Here is a 26469-nt window from a genome sequence, read left to right as displayed (position 1 = left end):
GAGTACATCCTCATATTGCCTTATGAAAAGAAAAGACTCCATATGGAGTCTTTTCTGTCGATGATTAACGTGCCACCAAACCATTCGTTATAAGAGAAAACTACTTTACTTCTCCGATGGGAGTGGTGTAAAGAGCAGATTCACCGGCAGGTTACTTCCTGGCGCGGCAGAGAATAGAATCGTTACGCTCTCTCCAGTTAACCCGGTGCGGTAAAGAACGCTTTGTTCACTTGAATTGGCAACCGCAACGTTACCTTCGGCAATCGATACCAACTGATTGTTCACCAGAGCTACTCCGGAATACTTCCCTCCACGAGGGTTAAAGGAGATAAGCGTACGCGGTGCAACATTGGTCAGCGTGATTTTGTACAATACACCGAAATTACCCGCATTGGATGCGTCTGTGTAAGCCATCGGATCTGTTCCTACCAGATTGGGATCGCTTGAATTGTCACCAAGTGGCAGACGGGCAGGTTTGATTCCCACGTGCTCATCGTACTTTATAACGCGAGTCGCATTCGGGTACGTACCCCGGTTGTGCACTCCGTCACGATCAAGCACAGGTAGCAATGGCAGAGCCTCGAACGGATCTTTATTTTCTTCCACCAGGATAACGTTATAGTCTAAGGAATAATCACTATAAGCGTCCGAATAGAGAGAGATGACTTGTCCTTCTTTCATCGGCGTTTTATTAAGTTCGGTCAAAATGAGTTTGCTTTCTCCAGGTTGAAGGTACTCTTTCTTTTGATCCGCTCCAGTCTGAATCGACTTGAACCATTTATCAATAGACAATTTCCCAGCTACAGTAGCATACGGTGTAGGTCCGGCAAAGCCCATATTCTGTTGTTCAAATACGGCTGGATTCGGATTGTTATTGGTTGCAATCACATACATTTTTACTCTTTTGCCTGTATTGTTCACGTGGTGAATCATGAAACGGGTCTGCCCCGAAGATGATTCTTTATATACAATGCCTTCCGTATTCACAGTTTCCGGACTGTTACTGCGGATCAGCAAACTTGGCTCATCCATGTACGTATAAGGCACTTTCTCCATGGTAGTCACTTCGCCGCCGTTAAAGGTGAATTTCTGTCCTACCGGCGTGAAGAGTAAATTGAAGTCGGTAAATGAATATAAGGTCTCATTCGTTATGGTAATGACTTTGGAGTACGTGTTCGTAGCGCCGTGATTATCAGTAACCGTAAGTGTCACCGTTTTTGGACCCGGTTCAAAGAACGCAAGTGAATTGTTCTCCCATACCGCTTTATCAATATTATTTTCATCATCTGTGCTTTGGTCTGTGTATGTTATTTTTTCGCCCATTTTATATTGTTCTTTATCCGTGGCGAACATGGCTACAGGAGGAAGATTAGGAGCCAAAACTTCAATCGTAGTTGAATAGGGATCGCTCCATTGACCATTGGAATCCTGTACTTGATATGAAATCGTATATGTACCTGCTTGATCAAATGAATCCTGGCGACCAGTCCAGCGTTCGTCAACGATATCCATTCCATTAGGTGAACTGGAAGAAGTCACGTAGTCCACTTGATCACCCGCAAAGATTTCCTTTTGGGAAATGGTAAAGCTTGCAACAGGTTTTGTATTAAGATTCAACACAACCGTTTTAGCCGACTGATTCACTTTATAGGTGATGTTCAGAGCTTGAGTAATGGAAGTTAACGGCACCATGAATGTACTTTTTTGTTGATATGCAGGGCCTTTCATCGTTCTGGTCTCTCCATTTACCGTATAGTCCTTGCTGTTAGTTTTGAATCGGAGTTCATCCTCACCACTAATAATGATGGTTTCCTTGGTTTTGTTATCGTATTTGACGCCATATCCCACACGGTCAACCAGCGCACGGATTGCAACATAGGATACACCGTTTTTCACAGCCATTGGCTGTCCAGCAAGATACGTTTTTCCATCCTGCTCCATTTTGTTGCTATTCATGTACAACGTCAGGTTCCCACCTGCTACTGTAGGAGACGTCCCATCAACGGATGGTTGTTCTATCTGAGCAGGCGTAGCTGGCGTTTCAACCTTCTCAGGGGTTTCCTCTTGAACTACAGGTTTTGTACCCGTTTCGTTTGCAGGGGTCTCTCCCCCATCCAATGCAGGTTTCTCGCTCTCTGTTATAGGTGTTGCCTCAGTACCGGTTGAGGTTTGAGTGTCCTTGGCTTCAGTGGGCGGAGTATTGATAGATTTGTTATTGCTCTCCGTCTTCACTTCACGCTCTGCAATCGGCTGCTCTTGTTTTAACACCTCAACTGATTCTACATTGGCTGTGTTTACTGACGCGGTGTCACCTTGCGGTGCTGATTGCGCACTCACAGAACCAACTGCAAATGCTTGAAAAACGGCTAAAGCGGTAAAAATGGATAATTTCTTCTTCATATTCATGTGTTGTCTTTGGCTCCTTCTACTCTCTAGTAATTTATAACCCCTCAAAAAGTCATAATATTAGACGCTAGATTTAGGAAAAAGTTTCTAATTGAATTGTAAATTATGGATTTTTGTGCAACTATTTTTTCAATGTTTGGTTATAAGTTCTTTGAATAAGAAGCGCCTATTGCATAATAGTCTTGATTTTGCACAAGATAATTCATGTCGCATTTTATAAAGAGGTGGATCAATGACCCCAGCCAATCAGGCTTTTTCTGAATTAAAAATGAATATTTCTTATGTGGAACAGTCCCTCTACTGTACAGACGATTTGAAACAACAACAGCTTTTACTTAATGGTGTACAGAGTGTGCTTCTCTATATTGATTCACTTGTAGATCAGGAGATCATTCAAACACATGTCTTAACAGCACTGAATGGCCAAGCTCATTCGGAAATCTACCCATCGTTCACCACTTTAGAAAGTCGAAAAGATACGGATCTGCAACGTGGAATAGATTCACTTATTCAAGGGAAATGTCTTTACATAATCGATGGGTACCCGGAGTTTTACATTCTTTCTACCGAGAAAATGTATGTCCGAAGCACAACCGAACCGGAAAACGAAGGCGTTATTCGAGGGCCGCACAATGGATTCGTAGAGCAGCTTTCGGTTAACTTGAATCTGATTCGTAGACAAATTATTAGTCCATCCTTAATCGTTCAATATTTTAACGTCGGCGAGAAGACACATACCAAAATTGCAGTTGTATATCTTCAGGACTTGGCCAATCCGGAGTTAGTGAACGAAGTAAAAGAGCGAATCACGTCCATATCTTCAGATATGGTGCTCGCACCAGGCTTTATTGAAGAGTTTATGGAGGATAACCCCTTCTCTCTGTTTCCCCAGCAGCTCAATACAGAAAGACCTGACCGGGTTATTGCCAACTTGATGGAAGGACGTGTCGCCATACTTGCGGAAGGAAGTCCTTCAGCTCTTATCGCTCCAGTTACGTTTTTTGCTTTTTATCAAAGTCCGGATGATTATCATGGTCGCTGGATTGTCAGTTCATTTTTACGTTTAATTCGCATGATGAGTTTTGTCATTGCTTTTACATTACCTGCTGTTTATATTGCAACCATCTCTTTTCACTCCGCTATTTTACCGATCGAACTGGCACACACGATCAAGAAATCATTGCAGAACATCCCCTTTCCTGCACTTGTAGAGGCGATGCTGCTTGAACTGATCTTTGAAGTATTAAGAGAAGCCGGGGTCCGACTTCCCAGCCGAGTCGGCCAGACCATCGGCATCGTTGGCGGTTTGGTTATCGGAGATGCTATCGTTCGTGCGGGGCTTGTATCCTATACAATGATTATTGTGGTTTCACTAACCGCTATCTCGTCGTTTTTGGTGCCTTCGCATGAGATGAGTTCGGCAGTCCGTATTCTCCGCTTTCCAATGATGATTGGAGCGGCGCTTTTTGGATATATCGGCATCGCATTTGGTCTGGTGATTCTAACCATTCACCTCTGTAAGATGGAAAACTTCGGATCGCCTTATTTTGCTCCAGTGGCCCCTTTCCGATTAGCTGACATGAAGGATGTATGGATTCGATTTCCCATCTGGGCGCTTCGCGGGCGTCCTCATGATGCCCGCCCGCAGCGGCTGAATCAGCAGAAGTTCTCTAGGAGTTGGAAAAAACGTGAATAAGGAAACAACAATCACTCGGGGACAACTATTCTTGCTCATTTTGAAATTTGAGATCGGTGTAGATATTCTGTCCCTCCCTTACCGTATACACCTTATCTCTAAAGGCGGAGGATGGATTTCTGTTTTTCTTGGAGGGTTCCTGATCCAACTTGTCATACTGTTGTGCTGGCTTTTGATGCGAAGATTCCCGAGTTCATCCATTTATGACATTGTAACGCTGATTACGGGGAAATGGATTGGCAAGTTGCTGATCATTGCCTACGTTGGATATTTCCTGTTAATGGGCACTTCTGTTCTGGTGAACGGTTACGGTGTGATTAACCGTTGGATGCTGCAGGATACGCCTCGATGGGCTATATTAGCCCTCTTCTTGTTCAGCAGTATCTATTTGGTTCGGCAAAAATTACGAATCATTGCGCGAGTACTTGTACTCATCTCCTTTTTGGTCTTGCCCATGATGGTATTGATCAGTTATGGACTCAAGGAAGTTAATCTGTTATATCTTTTGCCTTTAACCGAAGCAGGATGGCCCAATATCATTAGTGGATCAACGGAAACATTAATGGCTATGTTTGGATTCGAGTTTTTTCTCGTTGTGTTTCCTATGGTTGAAGGTAGCAGCGGTGGCAAACTCAAGTCTGTTGCTTTAGCAAGTGCTGTAGTCGTGGTGTTGTATGCATTCACCGTGTTCATTTGTTCAACGGCGTTCAGCCCCCAGCAACTTGACTTAATGCCTGAACCGGTTATTTATCTGCTCCGCTCTATCCCACTCGGGACAATGGATCGGGCCGATTTCCTGTTCCTCCCTATCTGGTTAATATCCATTTTTGGGGCCATATGTGGCTATTACTATACGGCATCCTATGGTATAAGTTATCTCTTCAAACAAAAACACCATAAAAAAGCGGTGCCTTATGTCGTTCTTGCTTCTTGCATAATTGCGTATCTGCCACAACAGAAGGAAAAACTTGAGTTAATTAGTACGATAGCAAACAGATCGGCATACTTTTTTCTCATGATCCTGCCTCTGCTCCTGTTGGTTCTATCTTATATAATGAAACGAAAAGAGAAGATGATATGAGTAAACGGGGGAAAATCCTCATCCTGCTGACCCTGCTCATGGTGATGACGGGATGTTGGGATCAGGATAGTTTAAAAGATGCAAGACTGGCTAATGCTTCGGCGTTTGACATCACCTCAGAGGGTGAAATTAAACAGACGCTTGAAATTGTCGATGATTCTGAGAGTCAACAAGGGAGCAGCGGTAATGAAGTCCACTCAGGCACCGGGAGATCCGTCCGTCAAAGTACGGATAGAATTCGCGCTAAAGTGACTGGTGATATCCGGTTTTTTAAATATGGGATGATCTTATACGGCAACAAACTCGCACAAAATGATATCTACCCCTACCTGGACGTCTTATATCGGGAACCCGATTACCCAACCTCACATGTGAAAATTGCGATTGTGGATGGCGATGCCGGAGATCTGTTACACCAAAAAAAAGTTGGCAGCATATTGATTGGTGATTTTATTACGAAAAAAATTAAGAGTCTGGAGGAATTATGTATTTTTCCGGAAATGACGTTAGAGACCCTTCTCCCTCCCATGCTGGATCCGGGACAGGATTTTACACTGCCTTATCTATATAAGGATGGAGAGGAGATTGATGCTCAGGGAATCGCCCTGTTTCATGGGCAAAGATTCAATGGGAGTCTTACTACCGAACAGGCTCCTCTATACATTATTATGAGTGGGAAATGGAATAAAACAGCGCGTTTTGTCAAAAAGGTCCACCCAGGGCCTTCCAGCAACCCGCGGAACTATGTCACTTATGAAGCAAATATCGCACAAATTAAGCGCAAACTTGCGGTAAAGGTGGCAAGTGATAGCCAAATTGATGTGAACCTCCGTATCGAACTTCCAGTAACGATCGTTGAGTATGCAATGAATCATCTTCAGGAAAAAGACACAATTGAACGTCTGAACCGCAAGTTAACCGATGACATGACTCAGGACGCAGAACAAATTATCAAGACACTTCAGCAAAGTGGTTGTGATTCCTTCGGTATTGGCAGACATTTAATTGCCCATTACCCGAACTTATGGAAAAGCCTAAACTGGAATAAAGAATATGCCCAAGTTCGTTTTCACCCGGAAGTAAAGGTTACAATAGTCGGCAGCGGCGTTTTAAATTAATAACATGCTGTCGTGCAATTGGGAAAGCTCTCTTCCATTTGGAAGAGAGCTTTTGACTGTTGACTTAAAAAGAAGGATTTCCTAATACCTCTAGTCGTTAAGAAGCACTTCAGTGGAAAGTTTTATCGTGCCTGGTTGAGTATAACATCGGCAGTGAAGCTGAGCTATAAAATAGGTGAAAGAAGACGTGATATTCCTTCTTTAAATTTGATAATAAGGGACCTGTTTCTATAACGATCAGAAGTAAGTTCTGTACTTAACTGGCTATCTTGATGAAACAATTCTTGAAGTTGTTTCGCAACTCCCTCGTCATATACAATTGCATTCACCTCAAAATTCAACCTAAAGCTCCGGGAATCAATATTCATCGTCCCTACTGAAGCGACTTCTTCGTCTACTACAATGGTCTTTGCGTGTAAGAATCCATTATCATACAACAGAATCTTGGCTCCATAGTCCAATAATTCACCAGCATACGCCCAAGTCGCCCAATATACAAACGGGTGATCGGGCTTATTGGGAATCATAATGCGCAGATCCACCCCGGATAGCAGTGCGATTTTACATGCATCCATAAAAGTGCTGTCAGGAATAAAGTAAGGCGTTTGAATATACACACTCTTTTTGGCATTTACTATAAGCTTGATGTACATATTCTTCAGGTGTTCCACCTGTGAGTTAGGACCACTAGACACAATCTGAACTGGACTTGAACCATCAAGCCTTGCTGTGTTGAAGGAGTATTGTTCGTAACTTACTTGATGGGATTTGCTGGCGTGTTTCCAATCCAAAATAAACCTTCCTTGAATATGATTAACGGCATCTCCGTGCATTTTAAAATGTGTATCACGCCAGTATCCAAACTTTTTATCCATGCCTAGATACTCATTCCCCAGATTAAATCCGCCAATATAAGCAATCTCCCCATCAATAACACAAAGTTTTCGATGATTTCGATTATTCATACGGAAATTCAATGGCCTAATCAGTGACGGAAAAAAGACCTCTACTTCTCCACCAGCAGAGATCAGTTCTCTGAAAAACTTCAATGAAAGTTTCTTTGAACCAATTTCGTCATAGAGAACTCGCACTTTTACGCCTTCTTTAGCTTTTATAGTTAATTCATCTCGTAATTTCTTCCCTAAGGAATCCGGTTGAATAATGTAATACTGGATGTTAATCTCTTTCTTGGCTTCCTTGATATCAGCAAATAAAGAATCAAATTTCTCTTGTCCATCATCAAAGATGAATATCTCATTGTCATTGGTTAGGATTGCATTAGATGAAGTGAGATTCAATTGAATCAGGTCAGCATATTTCATGAGCAGTGGGTTGTTTTCCTTACGTTGTTCCTTCAATGTCACTAACTGGTTCTCGACAATTAACTTTAGAGAGTTTCTCTCTTCAGCTGAAAGTCCGTAGAAATTTTTCTTTTTAAGGTTACGTCCCAAAAAGAGATAAACGATAAAACCTAAAATAGGAATGAAGTAAAATATCATGAGCCAGGCCCAAGTATAACCAATGTCTCTCCTTTCAAAAAACAAAAATACCGCTGAGAGTAATATGTTTATAATCATAACGAGCGAAAGTATCAGCGTGACCATACTGCTATATCTCCTGCCTTCCATTGACTTTATGTAAATAATAAAAAGCCGTCATCCCAAAGAATATGATAACATACTTGAGGAATACTAAATCTATTAAATGATAATCACTAGACATCGAACTAAAAAAAGAATCCACTTCCTATAAAAGAAGGGATTCTTTTGCATTGAATATCCTATACTTAGAATCTGTAATTCAAAGAGAACGCAATTTTGATACTTGTTGTTCCCAAACCGGCTCCAATGAGACTTATAGAATTAATTGTTGGTGCAGTATAAGATCTACTGCTACCTGGAGCTACGACAAAACCAGGAATTTGAACACCGTCAATAAGCAAAGCAGCGGTGGGTGAAGCCCCCACTCCGTTATTCTCAATTAGAATAGTTCCGTTTATCAGAAACGTTGAGGAATTTTCGTATATAATTGTTGGTGTCCCTCCCGTATCTGACAAACTTATCGTAGTACATACGGCATCGTTTACCACCGCTGGAGAAACCGTATTATTACAATTACCAATTTGAGCCATTAATGAACCTCCTTAAAAATACTCTTTCTATAAATATATGTGGGGAAATAGTAGTGGTTCGGGCTATTCCAACTTTGTTTCCATTTATTCCTCATCCTCTTCTCCATTTAGAACCTGATAGTATATATCTATTCCAAATGTGCCGCTTGCAATATTGTTTAAGCTCTTTTCAATCTCCACTTCAATATGATGCATTCCGGCACAGCTAAACGCACAGGTGTTACCCGGTAGAACAGGAAGCGAACACGTTCCTTCATTATGTATTATGTTCAAAAAGACAGATGAATTACTTTGTTTATGATTATAAATACTTACTGTACCATGCACGTTTAAGGTTGAAGATGCTGACCACAGGGTTAAAACCTCTGTTATGGTTGCTGAATTAATATGGAACTCCCCACAAATGGTTGTTTCAGCGAGACGAGTATTCACTCAGACTGCTCCCTTCCATAATTCTTCCTTTCATCTATTTTATTAGTGATCTGTTGTTTTCATGTATGATTATGCTCCTAATGAACAACAAAAAAACCGCTACATTAGCGGCTTTTAATAGTACTATGTTCATGACTTTAAACGATATACGACCGACTATCCAATCTCCCCTGCTCGTTAGTTCCTTACAACAGGAATCCACATTTCACCATATACCAGACCGTTTTTCTCTCCCATTTCAACTGTTGTATTCGGACCGCCAACATAGGCATAATCCTTTTCTACGGGGAGAGCTTGACCAAAGGCAATGCCAGTAAGCATGTTACTGAGCGCATCAGCCGTCTCTGCTTCACCCTTCACAACAAGGTATTCTCCCTTAGGAAATTGGATTACTCTCGTTGCTTCTGGCAGAGATTCTTCTGTCATGACACCAGCATAATGCATCATCTGGTTATTCACTGCTTCGTTTACGGCAAAAATGTAGTCGTTTGTTGCCAGAGACTTTAGTTTGTCCAACCTTCCATCCGCTTTCACCGTGGACCAAAAATCCGCCTTCTCCTTGCTGATGCCAACATAGTCTGTATAGTCGCTCTTAAGATCTGTTCCAATACCTAACACGATAAAGCTCTCTTTTTCTTCGAAATGATAATTACTCATGGTTTACACCGTCCTCTTTCAATTTTCAATTGATTTGTGTTTTCACTTGATAGGTTTATAATAACCTTAAATCGTGTCAGAATATGATACTGTTTAGGGGGCCCAATGAAAAAAGTTGAACGCATTAATACCATCACGCGGTATATCAATAACCGTGCACACTTTACCATTTCTGAAATCATGCGAGAATTTAATATTTCTCGTTCAACAGCCATTCGAGATATCAGAGAAATTGAAGCCATGGGAATGCCACTTGTCGCTGAAGTTGGGCGGGACGGGGGTTATTTTGTCATGAACAACTCCCTCCTGCCCACAGTCCGGTTTACCGATAATGAAATCAAAGCGTTATTCATAGCCTTTATGGCGACAAGAAATCAACAACTTCCTTATCTGAAGAGTCGTCAATCTTTGGCTGAAAAATTATTGGGCCTTATTTCAGAAAATCAGCAAGATGACCTGGTGCATTTGAATCAAATATTGCTTTTTGAAGGGACCAATCCCCATAATCCAGACTTGCTTGATCTATCAGACCTGCCTCACCCTACCTTGGAAAAACTCATCCAAATTCTTCTTATAGAACGTTATTTGTTGGTTACTGTCCAAGTAGAGAAGAAAACAAAGTCCTATCCCATCGTTCTCTTGCACCTTCATCATCAAAAAGGCCATTGGATCATTGAAGGTTTTGACCTGGAGGAAGAAAAGAGACGAATCGTATCCGTTGACAACCTCATCCATGTCGAAGCATACCCGGCGAAAAAAAGACTGAGTACAAAAAAGATTGTAGAACAACTCAAACGAAATACGCATGAAGAAGTTATCAACCTTGTCCTGGAACTTGGCCCAAAGGCGATTGCGCAATTCAAAAAATACCATCCTTTAAAGTTTTCAATTGCCTATACAAATCCATACCAGACTACGGCTCTCCTAAAGGCATTTATGAATGTTCATAACTCAGAAGAGTTAACCGAAATCACCAATTGGTTGCTTTTTCTAGGAGAAGATATCAAGGTGAAGGAGATTCCGGAAGAAGTCCTGAATGCTGTACAAGAGAGATTAAGCTTATTCTGCCCTTAAACCAAAAAAAGCCGCTATTGCAGCGACTTGTAATGGAATCATATTCATTCATGTCTTACGCCAATGCTTGGCGAGCTGTTCCTTCTATACTAAAAGTCAGCATTAGACTGGGCATGATTAGGTGTATGCTGCGGGATTTTTTTAACGAGTAGAAAATAAGTAACAATCGCAATGATACTGGTCATTAATAACGTGAGTCCTAACGGGACGGCAGTGTCCTCACCTGCGATGCCGACCAGAGGAGCAACCAGTGCACCCAGAAGAAAAGGCACAACGCCGAGCAGAGCTGCTGCACTTCCGGCCATCTTGGCTTGACTCTCCATGGCAAGTGGGAATGCCGCTGTAGACGTAATGCCGATCGAGCATACGAAGAAGAACAATGGAATAACCAACGCGAAAAGTGGACCATGAGCCAGAGTTACCACCAAAGCAGCCACACTTGCTATTATAGCAAGCCATAGTCCCGATAATAGCAGCGTCTGCTCAGGGATACGTTTGGCCAATCGACCCACGATTTGAGATCCGATGATCAAGCTGATGCCGTTTGAAGCAAACAGTATAGCAAAAACTGTGGGTGTGACTCCATATATATTTTGGTAAATGAATGGGGTTCCCGCCACATAAGCAAAGACCCCTGCGGTCATGATTCCCTGTGCCAGCATGTAGCCTACAAACTTGCGGTCACGCAGAAGCATTCTGTAATTACCCAATTGTTGTTTGAAGTCAGGAACCATACGTCTTTCGACGGGGTGTGTTTCTTTTAAGCTCCACTTTGTCATGATTAATAAGAAAATCCCCAGGAATGAAAGAGAGATAAACACACCAACCCATGTTGTGAAGGAAAGAACCCCACTTCCCGCAATCGGTGCTGCCAAAGGCCCCAAATTCCCTACGAGCAACAGCAACGAGAAAAATTTAGTGAGTTCATGTCCGCTATATAGATCTCTAGCTATCGCACGGGAAATGACAATTCCAGCGGATGCCGCAAATCCTTGCGTGAAACGAAACAAAATCAATAGTCCGATATTCGGAGCAAAAGCACATGCCAAGGAACAAATAATGTAGGCTGCCATGCAGATTAGCAGTGGTCTACGTCTACCGTACGCGTCACTCAAAGGACCCATAACGAGTTGTCCTACACCGAGTCCTAATAAACAGGCAGTAAGGCTAAATTGTACAAGTGATGCCGTTGTATTCATATTTTGTGCAATCTCCGGAAAAGCCGGTAAATACATATCAATCGTAAATGGACCTAATGTAGAAAATAAACCTAGTAGTACTGCAAGTCCAAAAACATTCCAATTCGTGCTCTTCGCCATGATAAATAAAATCTCCAATTCCTTATATAATTTGCAAGCCTAATCGGAGTATAAGACATAGAGTTAACTGTAGGTCAAGTCTTTAGGTTTATTAAAACCAAAAAAAGCCGCTTATTAAGCGACTTTGAATGGAAAACCATTAAATTGTGTAACTTTTCCGATCTGAACCCATATGACTCATAATCATTTCGGCAGCTCGCTTGTAACCGCCTGCCTGCCTTAGAGATTCACCAATGAGGTAAGCCTGCCGTCTATAAAGTGAATTGTGTAGTACTTCTGTTAATGCCTCTCTCAAATTAGTTGCACTGAGATTATGTTTATTTAAAGTAATACCCGCGCCCAACTCCTGTACCCGATTGGCGACAAGAGGCTGATCCGATGTTAATGGAATCATCACCATCGGAACGTTGTAATATAACGCCTCACTTGTGCTGTTCATTCCAGCATGTGTAATAAAAACATCGGTATGCTGCAGTATGTCTAACTGGGCAATGTATGGCTTGACGATAAAATTAGGAGGAACTTGATCCGCCAGCGGCGTCATGTCCGTGTACTTTCCTGAAGATAGAACAACATTCACGGGTAGATCCCCTAATGCTTCAAAGCAAAGCTGATAGAAATCCAAATTTTTATTTAAAATCGTACCCATAGCAATGTACACGGTTTGCGGGTACCGTTCACGAAGCACCTCAAACGAGAAGGTCGGAGCATCTTGACGTGTTATGATCGAAGGACCCGTGAAAATAAAACGATCATCCAGCTTTTCTGCCTGCGGCTGAAAATAACGGCTGGTGTACACGAGCTTTAACTGACCTGCATGTGCCGGAATCTCTTCCATGGCTGGAATACTCACTTGAAGCTCTTCAGCTAACTCCGTTGTGATCTTCATCGTAGCCTCATAAAGCTCCTTCGTCTCCGTCTCATTCAGAACTGAGCTAGACCCCAGAGGCTCCACAAAAGCAAAGGATGCAATCGAGCACACCGCAGGAATTCCCAGTTTTTCTGCAAGAATAGTCCCTCCCCATCCCATCAGGGAGTCAAAGATCATATAATCGAACTTTTGATCCTCGATCACCTGTAGCACATTGGGGATGATCCTCCGGATAATACCGCTTACCATCATAAAAATGAACTGATAAGAATGCGTATATTCCTGGGGTTTCAACACCGGATCATGAGAGAAGGCATCTTGTGGAAACGGATAGGTAATGATCTGGGCACCGGTTTGTTCAATTCGGGAACGGTACTCCTCCGTGCACACATAGATGACTTCCTCACCATTGTTCGTCAACTGAGTAACTAATCCTAACGATGGATTCACATGTCCTTCAGCTGGAGTAATGACTACTAATACACGTGCCATCTTACCCACCTCCCAATGCAATTAGTCCCCCCGTTCTTCATGATGTATTTAACGACGCGGTCGTCATCCGTTACATGGAGATGTTATCCTTCACTTGGCTGATTGGATGATGTTCTTGATGAACGAGTTTGGTAATTCGTAGTGATGCCAAGAAACTTAACAAGACCCATAGTAATTGCAGTGTTAACACGATCAAAACACCTGTCGATATGCCCCACTGTAAAGTTTCAGACAAGGCAATCAATGCGCCACCAACTCCAATGCTTACTCCCATATAGAAGGAGTCCACAAATTGCAGATTCGCAGACATTTCTCCCTCTTTTCTGGGCAAGGCATGTTGTAAAGCAATGGCTGCCGTTGTAGGGTTAGCCAATCCAACACCGAACCCTGTAATCATTTGCGAGAGAAGGATGAGTATAATCCCGCCGTCCGTCAAAATAAGAGCCAGGATCACAAGTACAGTTCCAACGATCATAATCCCAATGCCGGTCATGACTCTGCCCTTTCGGGCACGACCTTGATCTCGTGCGTCAAGCTTGGCTTGCAACCACGCTGCGGCGGACCAGCTCAGGGAACCAGCTGCTACAATGAGACCAGCAAGGTCAGCTGATAACCCCTTCACTTCGGTTAGTGCCAAGATCACAAAACTTTCCGTAGTAAAATAACAAGCAACATATAGACCCCTCGATACCAAAGTAGCAGGCAATCCTTTTTTTACCGAAAAAGTCCCCACAGGCAGCAATTTACGCATTGGTTGGATCATGACGACTAATCCAGCCAAAGTGAGTACTATACCTTTCCAATCGGTTATCATACCAAGTCCTGTGAGTAACAGCCCCGTTCCAACGGCAAGCAGAATCGCATACATAATCTTTGAGTCGGTTGCTCGCGCTGGACCTGACAGATCTTGCTGAAGCTGCAAATTACGGAAAGAACGGAATGTGAGACTCAACGCTATTCCACTCAAGGGTAAAACGATCCAGAAAACATATCGCCACGAGATGTAGGAAGCAATAAGGCCTGCTGCATAAGGTCCGATTAAGGTTGGTAGGACAAATGCCATAGAGAATGCGGCCAGGATTTGAGTACGAAGTGCATCTGGATAATGTAACGTCACACAGGTATAAATGCATGTGATCAGGGCCCCCGCTCCAAAACCTTGAAGGGCTCTTCCGGCAATAAGCATATGCATATCGAAAGAGACAGCGGAGACCACAGTTCCTAACACAAAAACACTAAAAGATATCAGCATGGATGTAAAAACACCGCGCTTGTCAATCTGTTGCCCCATAACCAAGGTTCCAACAAGCTGAGATAACAAAAATGCGCTGAAGATCCAACCGTATAAATGAATGCCCTCTAAACTTTGTGCCATTTTCGCGGCAATCGTCGTGATAGCCAGTCCTTCGAAAGCTACGGTTGCCAGAACCAGCATAATACCAATTGTAGTCGCCCTGTACTGAGCATCAAAAATCCCAATCTGATTGTTGTTTGTCTTCCACACCTCCGTAATTAGATGGTTATTATGGTAAATTAAACCTTTTAACTCCCTGAATATACATGAAGTGTTACACTTTGTAAAGTTAAATGTTTAAAAAGTGAGATCATGGTCTAGAATAGGGTACTCATGTTCAATAGGAGATTTTGCTTGAAAATATGCCATCTTCATTACAGTCAATTTGGAGAAGTTCATCCTCCAGGATCCAGGCATCTGTTTTTTCAACAAAGAAATGAAATCCTCCAATAGATTGAACCAATGCGGGATCGACCGGTGTAGCACTCGCATTTATGCCAATTGTAAAGGCATCGGAGCCTCCTCCGACATATTTTGCATAAATCCTTACATATTGGTCCTCTTCCAATCCCCATTCATTCTTAAATGAATCGATTGCTTGTTCAGATACTACAAATGAGATCATTGCTCTGCACTCCTTCCTTCATTTCAGTCACATTTTTTCACTTCGCCACGATAATTGGCCATTCTGAAACTGGCTCCGCATCCACACGAAACTTTGGCATTTGGATTATTCATGGTGAATCCACCTAACATTCCGCTCTCTTCATAGTCAATCTCAAGACCATCAATGTATGGAATACTTTTCGCGTGCACCAATATTTTGAATTGCTTTTTATTTAACACAATGTCTTCTTCTGCCTGCTGTTCATCCACGATAAGGGTATAAGACAAACCACTGCATCCCCCTTCATCAACGCCTACTCTAAGGAAGGCATTTTGGATATCCGCACTTGATAAGATCTCAACGATTTTGTCCGATGCTGTATCACTGACCTCAATGATCATCTTTATTCCTCCCGGTGGTATCATTTTGAAATTTGGTATCCCAGTCCATTAGACAGGGTATGAATGCTGCAAGAGCAGCTCCTTTTGGCGTAAGTTCATAAATAATTTGTGTAGGGCGTGTCAGTATTGTTTTTTTGACCAAATGATCATGTTGAAGACCCTTTAAACGTCTGGAGAGGATCATTTCGGAAATGGAAGGAATGTTATCGAATATTTCACCGAATCTCTTCGGGCCTTGAGACAGAGTACATAAAATATGGATCGTCCATTTCGTTCCGATGATGCGATAAGCTGTAAATAGTTTATTCGGGTCTTCAGTGAGCAATGGTCTGTACACCCACTTTCTTATTCATCCGCGTGGTGAGATCCGAGTGCTGGCAATGATACTCGTGACGATTAACAAGAGATGGAAACCCATGGCTACAATTAAGCCGGATTGAAGTGACATACCGCCAGCCTGACACACTACAAGAATGGAACCACCAATGCCGATCACTACACCAGGTGTAAAAGAATCTGCAAATTGCAGATTTGCCGAGGTTTGGCCCACGCCTTCTTCCCCCGTTTGGGAAAATGCGACAACACCGCTAATCGGATGCGCCAATCCAATACCAACTCCTGCAATGATCTGACCAAGAACTGCGATGGTAACGGTCACAACAGGTACCCAAAATACGATGGCAATCCCTATCGCAAGCAGCAATACCCCAAGAAAAATTCTCATATGACGTCCACGGCCCTGATCTGCCGCATCCCACCGTCCTTGCAGATACGCAATGATACACCAACTTAATGCAGCACTCGCGACAATTAATCCGGCTTGTGAAGGTGTAATTCCTTTCACGTCGATTAGAGCTAATACCAGGAAATTCTGTGTGCTGGTATAGGCAGCGAAGAACAACCCACGTGTTGCCAGAATTGCTGGCATACCTCTTCGCAACGTAAGTGTTCCCTTCGGTAGTAATTTACGGAGCGGAAATAACATCAATACTAGGCCAATCACGACTAAAACAAATCCCATAATGCTCGGAAGCATACTTAAACCAACCAGGAAAATCCCTGTACCTAACGTTAAGAGTAACGCCATCCAAGTGGATGAAGATCCGCTATCCACTCCCGTCTTCTGCACTTTTAATTTCCTAAAGGCAGGTAAACTAAGCAATGCTGAAACCACTAGCACAGGTAAGATCCCCCAGAAAACAAAGCGCCAGGACCACTGATCTGCGATAAGACCGGCTACATATGGACCGAGCATAGACGGAAGAACATAGGCTGTACCAAATGCTCCAAGTATTTTGGCACGTAACTCATCTGGGTAACTTAAGGATATAGCCGTATATACACAAGTCATCATAGCTCCGGCACCCAAACCCTGCAGGGCCCGTGATCCTATCATGGTATACATGTCGCCTGCGGTTGCGGCAGCGATCAGCCCTACGATAAACAACAGAAGTGCAAAAGTGAACGGTGCTGCAGGTCCTCTTTTATCAATGATCCGACCGACGACCAGCGTCCCGATAATCTGCGCAAGCAGATATGTACTGAATATCCACCCGAACAGGCTAAGACCGTTCAAGTCTCCAGCAATTGAAGGAGCAATGGTGGTGACGGATAGACCTTCGAATCCAACGGCCATCACTGACAAAATGATTCCTATGGATAATGCAAAATAACGCGGGCTGAAAATACTCTGATGATTAGACGACATGAAATGTGACCTCCAAGAAAATTGTTATGTATACATCGTATCCGGATACTTAGTAAACATTTTTGTTTATAATGTCTAAGCTACAGTTCGGCTTTGACTTTGTCAACATTTTTGTTTAAAATGTAGTTATTCATGAAGATTCAGTTGTTTCAAAAGGAGGTGCACCATGAGCGGAAATCAAACCAAAAAGGATGCCTCGACCAGTACCCGGAGAGCAATTATTAATCTGTTAAAAGAGCGCGGGGGAATGGATGTTATGGCACTCTCCACTCAGTTTTCGTTATCCGGAATGGCTATTCGGCAACATCTGAATGCGCTAAAAGAAGAAGGATTGGTTACCACTGTGGAAGAGGCCCGTCCCATGGGTCGCCCCACCAAGCTATGGATATTAACTCCCGCGGCTAATCGTTTTTTTCCAAGTGGATATTCGGATTTATCCGTTAGCCTCATCAATTCGATGAAAGAAGCTTTTGGTACTGAAGGGCTGGACAAGCTGCTGGATGTTCGAAATAAAAATATGCAAGAACAATATCTTCAGCATCTTGGCGATTCATCAGGAGTTAGAGAGAGATTGGAGAAATTGGCCGAAATTCGTACCAATGAAGGTTATATGGCCGAGGTTAAGGAGCAGGATGATGGCAGTCTTCTATTTATTGAGAAGCATTGTCCGATCTGTGAAGCGGCCGCGGTATGTACCGGTTTATGCAAGAATGAGTTACATTTATTCAAAACAGTTCTAGGCGATAATGTTCATATTGAACGGGGAGAATACATTCTAGCCGGAGGAAGAAACTGCGTATACACCGTTAGGCAAAATAAGTCATGACCAAAAGAGCAACCTCATTGGAGATTGCTCTTTTGGTTTGGATTCTGAACTGATTAGAACGATTTCTCTAAATCATCCTTCATTATATTAGTTATATCTAACTCTTTCATAATCGTATGTACCCGATTATGTAATTTTGAATTGAGGTAGAGTATAGTAAGAGTGTCGAAAATATACTCTAGGAGGCTACTGCCATGTCACAAAAAATCTGGATGAACCTGCCGGTGAAAGATGTTGTGAAATCCACTACCTTTTTCAATGAGATTGGATTCCATGGGGAGAATGTTGGCAACGAGAGAGCCCAGCTTGTCATAGGCTCAACAACGATTCTACTGTTTCCGGATGCAACGTTTGAGAAATTTACAGGTGCCAAAACCGCAGATACTTCCCATAGCGCAGAAGTGATATTTTCGATTGGTGCTGACAGCAGAGAAGAAGTTGATGCTTTTATTGAAAAAGTCGAGTTAGCTGGAGGAACCATCTTTGGCAAGCCGGGTGAAATAGACGGCTGGATGTACGGCGCGGGATTTGCCGACCTGGACGGTCACCGCTGGAACCTGTTGTATATGGATGAGAGCAAAATGCCGAAACGGTAATGCATAACGCCTATCACTACGTCCGCCTCTTATCCTCCAACTTTGGAGCCCTCGAATCGGCCAGTCATGGAGATTCTGAAGTAATTCGTTACGATACTAAAGATAAGGAACACGATTCCTCCAACTACAATATATTGTGTACTTATTCCAGTTACGATTAGTCCACATACACTAGCACCAAGTGTTGTTCCCAGGTTGGAAGAGGTCAGAAAGATCCCATTCGACAATTCGGGTGCCTCTGGTGCTGCCGATACCACCCAATATTGAGTGATATTGCCCCCTATGCCTCCTATGATCCCCCAAATGAAAATAAGGAAGGCTGTTGGCACACTGAATTGTCCAAAGGTGAACAACAAGATGTATACCGTTATTAATGCAATGGGATACATCTTGATCGTTCTTAAAGGGAAATTAGCGAGCAGTTTCCCTGCTATCATGTTCCCAACCATATTGGCCAAGCCATATAGAAATAACAACACACTGACGGTGTTCCAGTCATATCTTGTCACGGTTTTCAGAAATTCGGCAAGGTAACTATAGACCCCAAATACAGCTCCGTTCATGAAAATCACGCTAGCAATGGATAGCCACATCACGGATCTTTTCAATACATACAGATGAGTACCCATAGAGATTCTTTTCGTAACTGGCATTGAGGGCACAAAAAGAAGTGTTGCTACAAATGCGACGATCGTTACGGCGGCAAAGAACAACATCGCATAGAACAACGATGTGCTGGTGGCAATCAAACTCGAGAGGGGTACTCCAAGTACCATGCCTGCCGACACGCCTACAAATACTTTAGCCACTGCCTTCGGCGCTTCTTCCTTGGGGACTGACGCCGCTGCGACCGTAAATGCCAATGAGCAATAGACAGGATGGAAAAAAGCCGGAACGACACGTGCAATGACCAATACCGTAAAGTTCGATGTGATAGCGGAGACCAGGCTGCCCACAACAAAAATGCCAAGTACGAACAACATAACATGCTTGCGGTTCATGCCCGAAAATAATAAGGGTACAATGGGGCCAGATACAGCAACCGCAAGCGCAAAAAGACTCACAATCAAACCAGCGGTTGAGATACTAACCTGGTAATGTTCTGCAATCAAAGGCAAGATTCCGATTACGCCCATCTCCGTATTTAAAATACTGAATACACCAAAGGTCAGAATGAATACAAGCAGGTGATTTCGTTTAATTGTCATATGCCATGGATTTAGAGAGATCCCGGTAAGCATTGATCTCTGTCTGAAGGTTGGCCATTTTCTGCTCTGCAATGTCTATCGCGTCGGCTCCTGCAATGAAGCGTTGCGGCGGTTGGGTATCGTTTGCAATTTGAAGGAGAGCATTGGCAAGTTTTTTTGGGTCTCCAGGTTGTTGCCCGTTCTGATTCTTGAAAAATTCCATATGACCATTTCTTCGGTCATCATAATCTTCAATCGAGGGTTTAGCGAAAGTTGAGGATGCATCCGTAAGAAATTCTGTTCGGAAAAATCCGGGATTGACTATAGTCGTATGAATACCAAAAGGAGCTACCTCAGGAGCCAGTGCCTCCATCCATCCCTCAAGCGCAAATTTTGCAGCACTGTATGCCGAATTAAACTCAAATCCTGAAATGCCAGCGCCCGAAGAGATCGAGATCACATGTCCTGAACGTTGGGTGCGCATCACAGGTAATATGGCCCGGGTAACGTGCATGGAACCAACCAACGCCACCTGTAGTTGATGTTCAATCTGGTCCGGGGTCAGTTCCTCAAAATACCCTCCACAGAAATGTGCCGCATTATTAACGAGTACATCGATTGCCCCAAACCGTTCAATTGCCGCCTTAACTGCGGCATGTGCATCAGCAGGCTCGCAAACATCTAATGGGATAACCATTACATTCTCGGAATCACCGATCGCACGAACCACTGCATCAGGATTCCGGCCGGTAGCAACAACCTTATGTCCAGCAGTTAAAGCAGCCTTCGCAATAGTTGTGCCCATACCTCGACCAGCGCCAGTGATAAACCATACTTTTGTCTTATCCATATCATTCATTCCTTTCAATTTCCTTTCCAGTTGCCTTGCTCTTTAGTTTAGCGTTTATACACCACATAGCAAATACTCATATCTTATAACAAGATATGCTTGAAAGGCATTTCTGATAGGTTTATTGTAGAATATAGAAGGATAAAAGGAGGAGTTAAAATGGAGATTAGAGTATTGCGTTATTTTCTTACGGTCGCCAGAGAAGGAAGCATTACACGTGCTGCTGATTTCTTGCATGTTACGCAGCCCACCTTGTCCAGACAATTGAAAGACCTTGAACAAGAGTTGGGAAAGAAATTATTTATTCGCAGTAGTTACAGTATTATTCTCACAGATGAAGGTATGCTTTTAAGAAATAGGGCTGAAGAAATTGTGGGTATGGTTGATAAATTAGAGGCAGAATTTCAATCCATGGAAGAAACCATAAGTGGAGATATTTATATAGGCGGTGGAGAAACGGAAGCCATGAAACAGATTGCAAGAGTGGCAAAAGAAGTGCAGAATAAATATCCCAATATACGCTATCACCTATTCAGCGGTAACGAAGATGATGTAACTGAGCGGCTTGACAAGGGACTCCTTGACTTCGGTATTCTAATCCAGCCAGCGGATGTCTCCAAATATAACTATATCAATTTCTCCGACAAAGATGTTTGGGGAGTGGTTATGAGAAAAGAAAGTCCACTCGCCTCCAAAGATACGATTCGATCTACAGACTTATTACATGTTCCACTGATCTGTTCACGACAGTCAATGAAGCAGACGTTTTCAAAAAATGAGTTTGCAGACTGGTTTGGTGAAGATTTTGACAAATTAAACGTCGTTACTACATACAATCTTGCATATAATGCTGCCATTATGGTTGAAGAAGGCATTGGTTATGCATTAATACTTGATAAAATAGTGAATACGTCTAGTGAAAGCAACCTTTGTTTTAGACCGCTAGAGCCAAGACTTGAATCTGGGTTAAATATCGTTTGGAAAAAACATCAGGTCTTTTCGACTGCTGCGGATTTGTTTTTAAAAGAAATTCAGGCTAAATTTGTTTAGCATTTATACAGGGTATGGAGAGCACCGAAACTCTTTTGGTGTTCTTTCTTCGTGTTTTTTAAAAGACTGGATAAAGTGATTAACGTGATTAAAGCCCACTTTCTGAGCGATCTCGGTTATTGTATCATTCGTCGATACTAAGAGATCTTTACTCTTCTTAATCCGGTATTTGATTAGATACTCGTATGGCGTCATATGAGCCGTTTTCTTAAAACATCTGGTGCACTCTGAAATGCTCAAATGCGCGACATCAGCAATCTCACGAAGCGTAACCGGATGAGCATAATTTTGATGGATAAAACTGAGCATTAACTGAAGTCTTTCCTGCTGACGCTTCTCGCTTCTTGGGGTTTCCTCGGAAGGGATCAAAATGTTGGATATCAATACAAACCATAGTTGTACCGTTTTAATTGAGATTTCATATTCCCATCCCCAGTTTTTCCGTGTATTAAACGTCTCTCTCATTTCCCAGAGCATATCCAATATCTGCTTTTCCCACTCCAACTCTCTTCTAATCACGAGCGACACCAAAGAAGAATTCGTATAAGGAAGTACATAATTTTTTTCCATTGCACTGTCTACATGAAAGGCTAATAGCTTTTCGGGAAAATTGAAACTAACATATTCACCATCATGTGTCAGCTCTGTTGTGATATGAAGAATTCTCTTGTTGATCAGGATCGCCTGACCCGTTTCCAATGTAAGATCAATTCCGTTAATTTGAATAACCAGTTTGCCTTTTGTGACTAAAGTGATCTGTAGATCTTCGTGCCAATGCAAATCGTTGAACCCTCTGCCTTCGGGGATGCTTGTATGACGTGTATGTGTGTACATGATATAGGGAAACGAAAGATCGGAATACAAAATATCCTCATAAAGTTGCTTCACCATTCTATGACGTTCCTTTCTTTGACGATATATCTATATTATACAGTGATTTAACTGCACGAAATTCACAAAAATAATGATATTATTATATCAAATCTTTAACTTATCACAATAGCCTGTGCACAGACGACCGGATAAGAACTTTGGAGGCTTATATGTGAAAGAAAATAAATCATCGCTGCTTTTTCATCCGTATGTATTGCTTTTTATCGCCATTTTGTCGGTATCCGTCTCTTCAATCATGATCAAATCTTCGGATACTCCCACCGCCATAGCCGGTATGTACAGGCTTTATATATCAGCCATTATTATGCTTCCTTTTATCCCCTGGAAAACGATCCACTTATTAAAAATGGATTCAAGGGATTGGATCACAGTTTTTCTGGCTGGCCTGCTTCTTGGTTTATATTTCTTATTTTGGATGGAATCGCTGGTGTATACCTCCGTGGCTAGTTCCATGGTCATTCTGGCGCTGCAACCTTTGTTTGTGATGATCGGGTCATACTTTATGTTTAAGGAAAGAGCGAGTATACGTACCATTCTATGTTTGATTACCGCCCTGTTCGGTTCGGTGATTATCGCCTGGGGTGATATAGGCGTATCAAGAGAGGCTCTGATTGGAGATGGTCTGTCCCTGGTAGGAACCATACTGGTGTCGACATATATGCTGGTTGGACAGAAAGTGAGTCGGAAAATCGACGCGAATATATACAGTGTTGTTGTCTTTATTATTGGCGGAAGTGTCCTGCTGGTCTACAGTTTATTGAATAACTTTTCCTTGACCCATTACGAATCATCCGATTGGCTGTATTTCCTCCTACTTGCGATCATACCCACTATTTTTGGTCAGTACATTTTCAATCTGCTGCTCAAATCCATTGGTGCAACAACAGTTTCTGTAGGTATTATCGGTGAACCCGTTTTGGCCATTATGCTTGCTTATCTATTGTTGGGAGAAACCATCTCTCCTTTTCAATTCATAGGCGGATTAATTACGTTGTCAGGCATGCTGATGTACTTTGCGCTGAAATCCCACGATATCCAACTGCCCAAGTTCCTGCGCTTAAATCGATTCAGGAAACTAGGATAATAATGAAAGGAGTGAATTTAAAATGGCAACTTTTGATGATTTCTTAAAATTAGATCTGCGTGTCGGCACGGTCACCAAAGCTGATTTTTTTGCAAAAGCTAAAATCCCTGCTATCAAACTTGAAATTGATTTTGGACCAGAAATTGGATTAAAAACATCCAGTGCACAAATCACGAAAAGGTATTCATCCGAATCTATTATCGGAAGGCAGATTATAGGTGTAGTTAATTTCCCTCCCCGTCGTATAGCCGGATTCAATTCAGAAGTGTTGGTGCTTGGCGGGCTGCCCGAACAGGGAGATGTTGTTTTGTTGAAACCTGATTTCGAGCTACCAAATGGTACTTCGATCGGATGATAAGAAGAAACCCACTGGAGTTTTATACTCGGTGGGTTTCTTGTTTTAAAACATTAGTTCTATATAGAACTAATATTTCTCCTACATGGTTGAGTTTAATCTACTCAGATCGCGGCGTTCTACTTTTCTACTTCTCATGTTCCTTTATCACTTGTTCGATCCCGAGCAAAATAAGCTTCAAGCCAAACTCGAAAGCTCCGTCGGTTCCCATCACCTCAAACAGACCATTCTTATACATCCTGCTGAAAAGTCCAGCTTCCTTCTCACTCATAGAATCCAGAAGTTGGATCATCTCTTCACCCTGAAGTGCTTCCTGATCCTTAAGAACAGCAGAGATATTGCGCTGATGCTGATAATCGTCCAGAACGAAATAGAATACATAGTTCACAAGTGTGAGAACGGCCTGTAATTTCTGCTCTTGCTCTAGTGGTGTTGATTCTATGCAGAGCAACATGCGGTTGGTGAAGCGGATCATGTCCGGTTCATGGGGCAACGTCATCATCATGAGCTGTGTGGAGCACGGGTAACTACTGAGCACACTCCGTACCGTCACCGCAAGCCCCTCCATCTGCTCCTTCCAGTCCCCTTCAGTGTAAAACTCGTCCAGAATAATTTTCGATATCTGGTTGGCCAGACGCTGGTAGAGTGTCTGCTTGCTCTTGAAGTACCAGTATAGAGATGGAGCCTGAATCCCCAGTTTGTCTGCCAATCGTCTCATACTGAATTTCTCGATGCCCTCTTCCGCCAAAAGCTCCCACGAAGTTTCCAAAATCTTATCTTCCGAAATCTGAGGCTGTTGTTTTTTCATCGGTATCCGCCCTTTTATCTAACAGTGTAAGTTTATGCTTTACAGGTTCATAAGTTCATGATAACATCTAACACTGTAAGGTTCAATCTAACGGTGTTAGATTAGATCAATATTAACGAAGAAAGTAGTGATCCACATGGATGCAGAAAACCTCCATTACTTTGAAAAAGCACCAATCGCCAAAGCTGTAGCTCACTTTGCTGTCCCGATGATGCTAGGCACGTCAATGAGTGTTATTTACTCCATCTTGAATGCCTATTTCCTTGGCACACTGGGTAATACGGCAATGTTAACTGCACTCGCATTAACTTTACCTTTATTCGCGGTTATCATGGCCCTTGGTAATTTAATTGGTATAGGCAGCGGTACATTCATCTCCCGTTTGCTGGGAGAGAAAAAAGTCGATGAATTGAAGCATGTATCTTCATTCGCCTTTTACAGTAGTTTAGTTCTTGGAATTATCGTGATGGCCGTTGGGCTCCCGCTGATTGAACCAATCGTTCATGGGCTGGGGGCAACGCCAGAGTCCTTCGGATTTACGAAAGAGTATGTCACGATTATGCTTATGGGTTCACCCTTCGTCATCTTATTCTTCACCCTGGAGAATATCGTGCGCTCAGAAGGTTCAGCAATGACTTCTATGACCGGTATGATTCTCAGTGTTGTTATAAATATTATCCTCGATGCACTATTCATTTTTGTCTTCCATTGGGGCGTGATTGGCGTTGCATCTGCTACCGTCATCTCCAACTTGGTTGCGAGTGCATTTTACGCATTCCATATGAGTTATAAGAGTCAATTCTTAACCGTCTCCCTGAAATGGTTCAAGGTGACGAAGGACATCCTGAGCAATGTGTTCAAAATCGGTGTTCCCGTCTTTGTGATGAGTGTTTTCTTGGGTGCAATGTCGCTTATTCTTAACCTCTTTCTTGTTGAATATGGGGATCAGGCCGTTGCTGGGTATGGAATCTCATCACGTTTATTGCAATTTCCTGAGTTTATTCTGATGGGTTTGTGCGAGGGAGTTGTGCCGTTGATTGCCTTCTCATTCACAGCGAACAAATTACGCATGAAACAAACGATTGGATTCACGATCAAATCTATTTTGGGGTTAGCCATCCTGTTTGGGGTTGTCGTCTATCTGATTTCCGACCACTTGATTGGTTTATTTACGACTGACCCGCAATTAATTGAAATGGGTAGCTACATTCTTCATGTAACCTTTTTATCCTTGTTCATTACAGGAATGACTTCTTTGTTTATGGGGATCTTCCAAGCAACAGCCCAAGGAACCGCCGCGTTTGTTATGTCCATTATTCAAGGAATTACACTAATTCCTGTATTGTATATTGCTAATCAAATGAACGGCTTTCATGGAGTGATCTGGTCGCTCGTTATTGCGGATGCCGTGGCGTTCCTAGTTGGGGCCATCATGTTATATGTTTTGCGGACCAAATTGCAGCCGGATCTGGAACATTTAGCACAGTAGATAACATATAACACGCAAGAAGGCAGGATAAGGGCGCTCCCGC

Annotated in this window: 26 protein-coding genes; 10 read left to right on the top strand and 16 right to left on the bottom strand. The window is 42.6% G+C overall.

Going from position 1 to position 26469, the window contains the following annotated elements; genetic code table 11:
• Window positions 1-105 precede the first annotated feature (105 nt).
• Window positions 106-2406 (bottom strand): stalk domain-containing protein, encoded by a 2301-nt coding sequence (locus MHI12_RS15690; protein ID WP_405169648.1) that lies wholly within the window; start codon window positions 2404-2406, stop codon window positions 106-108.
• A gap of 232 nt (window positions 2407-2638) precedes the next feature.
• Between MHI12_RS15690 and MHI12_RS15685 the strand changes: the two genes are divergently transcribed.
• The 3 genes from MHI12_RS15685 to MHI12_RS15675 are packed head-to-tail and all read left to right on the top strand — an operon-like array spanning window position 2639 to window position 6301.
• Window positions 2639-4102 carry a spore germination protein gene (locus MHI12_RS15685; protein ID WP_405169647.1) on the top strand — a complete coding sequence of 488 codons (1464 nt, stop codon included), beginning with the start codon at window positions 2639-2641 and terminating at the stop codon, window positions 4100-4102.
• Entirely contained in the window at window positions 4095-5183 is a 1089-nt protein-coding gene (locus tag MHI12_RS15680) for an endospore germination permease (RefSeq protein ID WP_249910593.1), read from the top strand. The genes MHI12_RS15685 and MHI12_RS15680 overlap by 8 nt, the downstream gene beginning before the upstream one ends.
• The gene (locus MHI12_RS15675) at window positions 5180-6301 is read left to right on the top strand and encodes a Ger(x)C family spore germination protein (protein WP_405169646.1); all 1122 of its coding nucleotides are present in this window, start codon (window positions 5180-5182) and stop codon (window positions 6299-6301) included. The genes MHI12_RS15680 and MHI12_RS15675 overlap by 4 nt, the downstream gene beginning before the upstream one ends.
• A gap of 164 nt (window positions 6302-6465) precedes the next feature.
• Here MHI12_RS15675 and cls read toward each other — a convergent pair whose 3' ends face one another.
• From cls to MHI12_RS15655, 4 genes are all read right to left on the bottom strand, one after another.
• Entirely contained in the window at window positions 6466-7905 is a 1440-nt protein-coding gene (cls, locus tag MHI12_RS15670; protein WP_405169645.1) for a cardiolipin synthase, read from the bottom strand.
• Window positions 7906-8087: 182 nt separating this feature from the next.
• A complete protein-coding gene (locus MHI12_RS15665) occupies window positions 8088-8432 on the bottom strand; it encodes an S-Ena type endospore appendage (RefSeq protein ID WP_341007568.1) in 345 nt (114 codons plus the stop codon).
• A gap of 84 nt (window positions 8433-8516) precedes the next feature.
• Window positions 8517-8864, bottom strand: coding sequence for an S-Ena type endospore appendage (locus MHI12_RS15660; RefSeq protein WP_156946123.1), 348 nt, complete (start codon window positions 8862-8864; stop codon window positions 8517-8519).
• Between the two features lie 177 nt (window positions 8865-9041).
• Entirely contained in the window at window positions 9042-9521 is a 480-nt protein-coding gene (locus MHI12_RS15655; RefSeq protein WP_405169644.1) for a GyrI-like domain-containing protein, read from the bottom strand.
• Window positions 9522-9626: 105 nt separating this feature from the next.
• Here MHI12_RS15655 and MHI12_RS15650 point away from each other — a divergent pair, with 105 nt between their 5' ends.
• A complete protein-coding gene (locus MHI12_RS15650; protein WP_405169643.1) occupies window positions 9627-10595 on the top strand; it encodes a helix-turn-helix transcriptional regulator in 969 nt (322 codons plus the stop codon).
• Window positions 10596-10684: 89 nt separating this feature from the next.
• On the opposite strand, the gene MHI12_RS15645 is transcribed toward MHI12_RS15650, so the two are convergent.
• The 7 genes from MHI12_RS15645 to MHI12_RS15615 form a co-directional block, all read right to left on the bottom strand.
• The gene (locus tag MHI12_RS15645; RefSeq protein WP_341007564.1) at window positions 10685-11914 is read right to left on the bottom strand and encodes a multidrug effflux MFS transporter; all 1230 of its coding nucleotides are present in this window, start codon (window positions 11912-11914) and stop codon (window positions 10685-10687) included.
• A gap of 139 nt (window positions 11915-12053) precedes the next feature.
• Window positions 12054-13277, bottom strand: coding sequence for a macrolide family glycosyltransferase (locus MHI12_RS15640; RefSeq protein ID WP_405169642.1), 1224 nt, complete (start codon window positions 13275-13277; stop codon window positions 12054-12056).
• A gap of 70 nt (window positions 13278-13347) precedes the next feature.
• Window positions 13348-14712, bottom strand: a complete 1365-nt coding sequence (locus tag MHI12_RS15635; protein WP_405173004.1) for an MFS transporter — start codon at window positions 14710-14712, stop codon at window positions 13348-13350.
• Window positions 14713-14908: 196 nt separating this feature from the next.
• Window positions 14909-15196, bottom strand: a complete 288-nt coding sequence (locus MHI12_RS15630; RefSeq protein ID WP_339309512.1) for a Fe-S cluster assembly protein HesB — start codon at window positions 15194-15196, stop codon at window positions 14909-14911.
• Between the two features lie 23 nt (window positions 15197-15219).
• Window positions 15220-15579 (bottom strand): iron-sulfur cluster assembly accessory protein, encoded by a 360-nt coding sequence (locus MHI12_RS15625; RefSeq protein ID WP_341007562.1) that lies wholly within the window; start codon window positions 15577-15579, stop codon window positions 15220-15222.
• Window positions 15569-15916, bottom strand: a complete 348-nt coding sequence (locus MHI12_RS15620) for a winged helix-turn-helix transcriptional regulator (protein WP_405169641.1) — start codon at window positions 15914-15916, stop codon at window positions 15569-15571. Before MHI12_RS15620 ends, MHI12_RS15625 begins: the two co-directional genes overlap by 11 nt.
• A gap of 12 nt (window positions 15917-15928) precedes the next feature.
• Complete coding sequence (locus tag MHI12_RS15615) at window positions 15929-17287, bottom strand: MFS transporter (protein ID WP_339309510.1); 1359 nt, start codon at window positions 17285-17287, stop codon at window positions 15929-15931.
• A 166-nt stretch (window positions 17288-17453) separates the two neighbouring features.
• Between MHI12_RS15615 and MHI12_RS15610 the strand changes: the two genes are divergently transcribed.
• Window positions 17454-18113: a helix-turn-helix transcriptional regulator gene (locus MHI12_RS15610; RefSeq protein WP_405169640.1), complete on the top strand. Its 660-nt coding sequence runs from the start codon at window positions 17454-17456 to the stop codon at window positions 18111-18113.
• 194 nt (window positions 18114-18307) lie between these two features.
• Window positions 18308-18709: a VOC family protein gene (locus MHI12_RS15605; RefSeq protein ID WP_340914613.1), complete on the top strand. Its 402-nt coding sequence runs from the start codon at window positions 18308-18310 to the stop codon at window positions 18707-18709.
• A 29-nt stretch (window positions 18710-18738) separates the two neighbouring features.
• On the opposite strand, the gene MHI12_RS15600 is transcribed toward MHI12_RS15605, so the two are convergent.
• Together MHI12_RS15600 and MHI12_RS15595 are read right to left on the bottom strand one after the other, a co-directional pair.
• On the bottom strand, window positions 18739-19917 hold the full coding sequence (locus tag MHI12_RS15600; RefSeq protein WP_405169639.1) for an MFS transporter: 1179 nt from the start codon (window positions 19915-19917) through the stop codon (window positions 18739-18741).
• Window positions 19907-20755, bottom strand: coding sequence for an SDR family NAD(P)-dependent oxidoreductase (locus MHI12_RS15595; RefSeq protein ID WP_405169638.1), 849 nt, complete (start codon window positions 20753-20755; stop codon window positions 19907-19909). Before MHI12_RS15595 ends, MHI12_RS15600 begins: the two co-directional genes overlap by 11 nt.
• Window positions 20756-20905: 150 nt before the next feature.
• On the opposite strand from MHI12_RS15595, the gene MHI12_RS15590 reads away from it, so the two are divergent.
• Window positions 20906-21796, top strand: a complete 891-nt coding sequence (locus tag MHI12_RS15590) for a LysR family transcriptional regulator (protein ID WP_338586823.1) — start codon at window positions 20906-20908, stop codon at window positions 21794-21796.
• Window positions 21797-21799: 3 nt separating this feature from the next.
• Here MHI12_RS15590 and MHI12_RS15585 read toward each other — a convergent pair whose 3' ends face one another.
• Window positions 21800-22687 carry an AraC family transcriptional regulator gene (locus tag MHI12_RS15585; RefSeq protein ID WP_339783816.1) on the bottom strand — a complete coding sequence of 296 codons (888 nt, stop codon included), beginning with the start codon at window positions 22685-22687 and terminating at the stop codon, window positions 21800-21802.
• A gap of 154 nt (window positions 22688-22841) precedes the next feature.
• Between MHI12_RS15585 and MHI12_RS15580 the strand changes: the two genes are divergently transcribed.
• Both MHI12_RS15580 and csaA read left to right on the top strand, forming a co-directional pair.
• On the top strand, window positions 22842-23774 hold the full coding sequence (locus MHI12_RS15580) for a DMT family transporter (protein WP_339783817.1): 933 nt from the start codon (window positions 22842-22844) through the stop codon (window positions 23772-23774).
• 22 nt (window positions 23775-23796) lie between these two features.
• The gene (gene csaA, locus MHI12_RS15575) at window positions 23797-24129 is read left to right on the top strand and encodes a chaperone CsaA (protein WP_074095173.1); all 333 of its coding nucleotides are present in this window, start codon (window positions 23797-23799) and stop codon (window positions 24127-24129) included.
• Window positions 24130-24256: 127 nt separating this feature from the next.
• On the opposite strand, the gene MHI12_RS15570 is transcribed toward csaA, so the two are convergent.
• Window positions 24257-24937 (bottom strand): TetR/AcrR family transcriptional regulator C-terminal domain-containing protein, encoded by a 681-nt coding sequence (locus MHI12_RS15570; RefSeq protein WP_339783818.1) that lies wholly within the window; start codon window positions 24935-24937, stop codon window positions 24257-24259.
• Window positions 24938-25073: 136 nt separating this feature from the next.
• Here MHI12_RS15570 and MHI12_RS15565 point away from each other — a divergent pair, with 136 nt between their 5' ends.
• Entirely contained in the window at window positions 25074-26426 is a 1353-nt protein-coding gene (locus MHI12_RS15565; protein ID WP_405169637.1) for an MATE family efflux transporter, read from the top strand.
• The last annotated feature ends 43 nt before the right edge of the window (window positions 26427-26469 follow it).

This window comes from Paenibacillus sp. FSL H8-0280 (assembly GCF_045040665.1).
Classification (GTDB): Bacteria; Bacillota; Bacilli; order Paenibacillales; family Paenibacillaceae; genus Paenibacillus; species Paenibacillus xylanexedens_A.
Note: the sequence above shows the minus strand (reverse complement) of the source record. Positions and strands in the feature narration are given on the sequence as shown.

What these genes read in the sequence shown, in the direction of transcription:
- MHI12_RS15650 (WP_405169643.1), top strand. Translation starts at nt 9,627, where the DNA reads ATGAAAAAAGTTGAACGCATTAATACCATCACGCGGTATATCAATAAC.
- MHI12_RS15595 (WP_405169638.1), bottom strand. Translation starts at nt 20,755, where the DNA reads ATGAATGATATGGATAAGACAAAAGTATGGTTTATCACTGGCGCTGGT.
- MHI12_RS15605 (WP_340914613.1), top strand. Translation starts at nt 18,308, where the DNA reads ATGTCACAAAAAATCTGGATGAACCTGCCGGTGAAAGATGTTGTGAAA.
- MHI12_RS15570 (WP_339783818.1), bottom strand. Translation starts at nt 24,937, where the DNA reads ATGAAAAAACAACAGCCTCAGATTTCGGAAGATAAGATTTTGGAAACT.
- MHI12_RS15600 (WP_405169639.1), bottom strand. Translation starts at nt 19,917, where the DNA reads ATGACAATTAAACGAAATCACCTGCTTGTATTCATTCTGACCTTTGGT.
- csaA (WP_074095173.1), top strand. Translation starts at nt 23,797, where the DNA reads ATGGCAACTTTTGATGATTTCTTAAAATTAGATCTGCGTGTCGGCACG.
- MHI12_RS15610 (WP_405169640.1), top strand. Translation starts at nt 17,454, where the DNA reads ATGAGCGGAAATCAAACCAAAAAGGATGCCTCGACCAGTACCCGGAGA.
- MHI12_RS15665 (WP_341007568.1), bottom strand. Translation starts at nt 8,432, where the DNA reads ATGGCTCAAATTGGTAATTGTAATAATACGGTTTCTCCAGCGGTGGTA.
- MHI12_RS15615 (WP_339309510.1), bottom strand. Translation starts at nt 17,287, where the DNA reads ATGTCGTCTAATCATCAGAGTATTTTCAGCCCGCGTTATTTTGCATTA.
- MHI12_RS15640 (WP_405169642.1), bottom strand. Translation starts at nt 13,277, where the DNA reads ATGGCACGTGTATTAGTAGTCATTACTCCAGCTGAAGGACATGTGAAT.
- MHI12_RS15685 (WP_405169647.1), top strand. Translation starts at nt 2,639, where the DNA reads ATGACCCCAGCCAATCAGGCTTTTTCTGAATTAAAAATGAATATTTCT.
- cls (WP_405169645.1), bottom strand. Translation starts at nt 7,905, where the DNA reads ATGGTCACGCTGATACTTTCGCTCGTTATGATTATAAACATATTACTC.
- MHI12_RS15690 (WP_405169648.1), bottom strand. Translation starts at nt 2,406, where the DNA reads ATGAATATGAAGAAGAAATTATCCATTTTTACCGCTTTAGCCGTTTTT.
- MHI12_RS15585 (WP_339783816.1), bottom strand. Translation starts at nt 22,687, where the DNA reads ATGGTGAAGCAACTTTATGAGGATATTTTGTATTCCGATCTTTCGTTT.
- MHI12_RS15635 (WP_405173004.1), bottom strand. Translation starts at nt 14,712, where the DNA reads ATGCTGGTTCTGGCAACCGTAGCTTTCGAAGGACTGGCTATCACGACG.
- MHI12_RS15645 (WP_341007564.1), bottom strand. Translation starts at nt 11,914, where the DNA reads ATGGCGAAGAGCACGAATTGGAATGTTTTTGGACTTGCAGTACTACTA.
- MHI12_RS15625 (WP_341007562.1), bottom strand. Translation starts at nt 15,579, where the DNA reads ATGATCATTGAGGTCAGTGATACAGCATCGGACAAAATCGTTGAGATC.
- MHI12_RS15565 (WP_405169637.1), top strand. Translation starts at nt 25,074, where the DNA reads ATGGATGCAGAAAACCTCCATTACTTTGAAAAAGCACCAATCGCCAAA.
- MHI12_RS15675 (WP_405169646.1), top strand. Translation starts at nt 5,180, where the DNA reads ATGAGTAAACGGGGGAAAATCCTCATCCTGCTGACCCTGCTCATGGTG.
- MHI12_RS15655 (WP_405169644.1), bottom strand. Translation starts at nt 9,521, where the DNA reads ATGAGTAATTATCATTTCGAAGAAAAAGAGAGCTTTATCGTGTTAGGT.
- MHI12_RS15630 (WP_339309512.1), bottom strand. Translation starts at nt 15,196, where the DNA reads ATGATCTCATTTGTAGTATCTGAACAAGCAATCGATTCATTTAAGAAT.
- MHI12_RS15590 (WP_338586823.1), top strand. Translation starts at nt 20,906, where the DNA reads ATGGAGATTAGAGTATTGCGTTATTTTCTTACGGTCGCCAGAGAAGGA.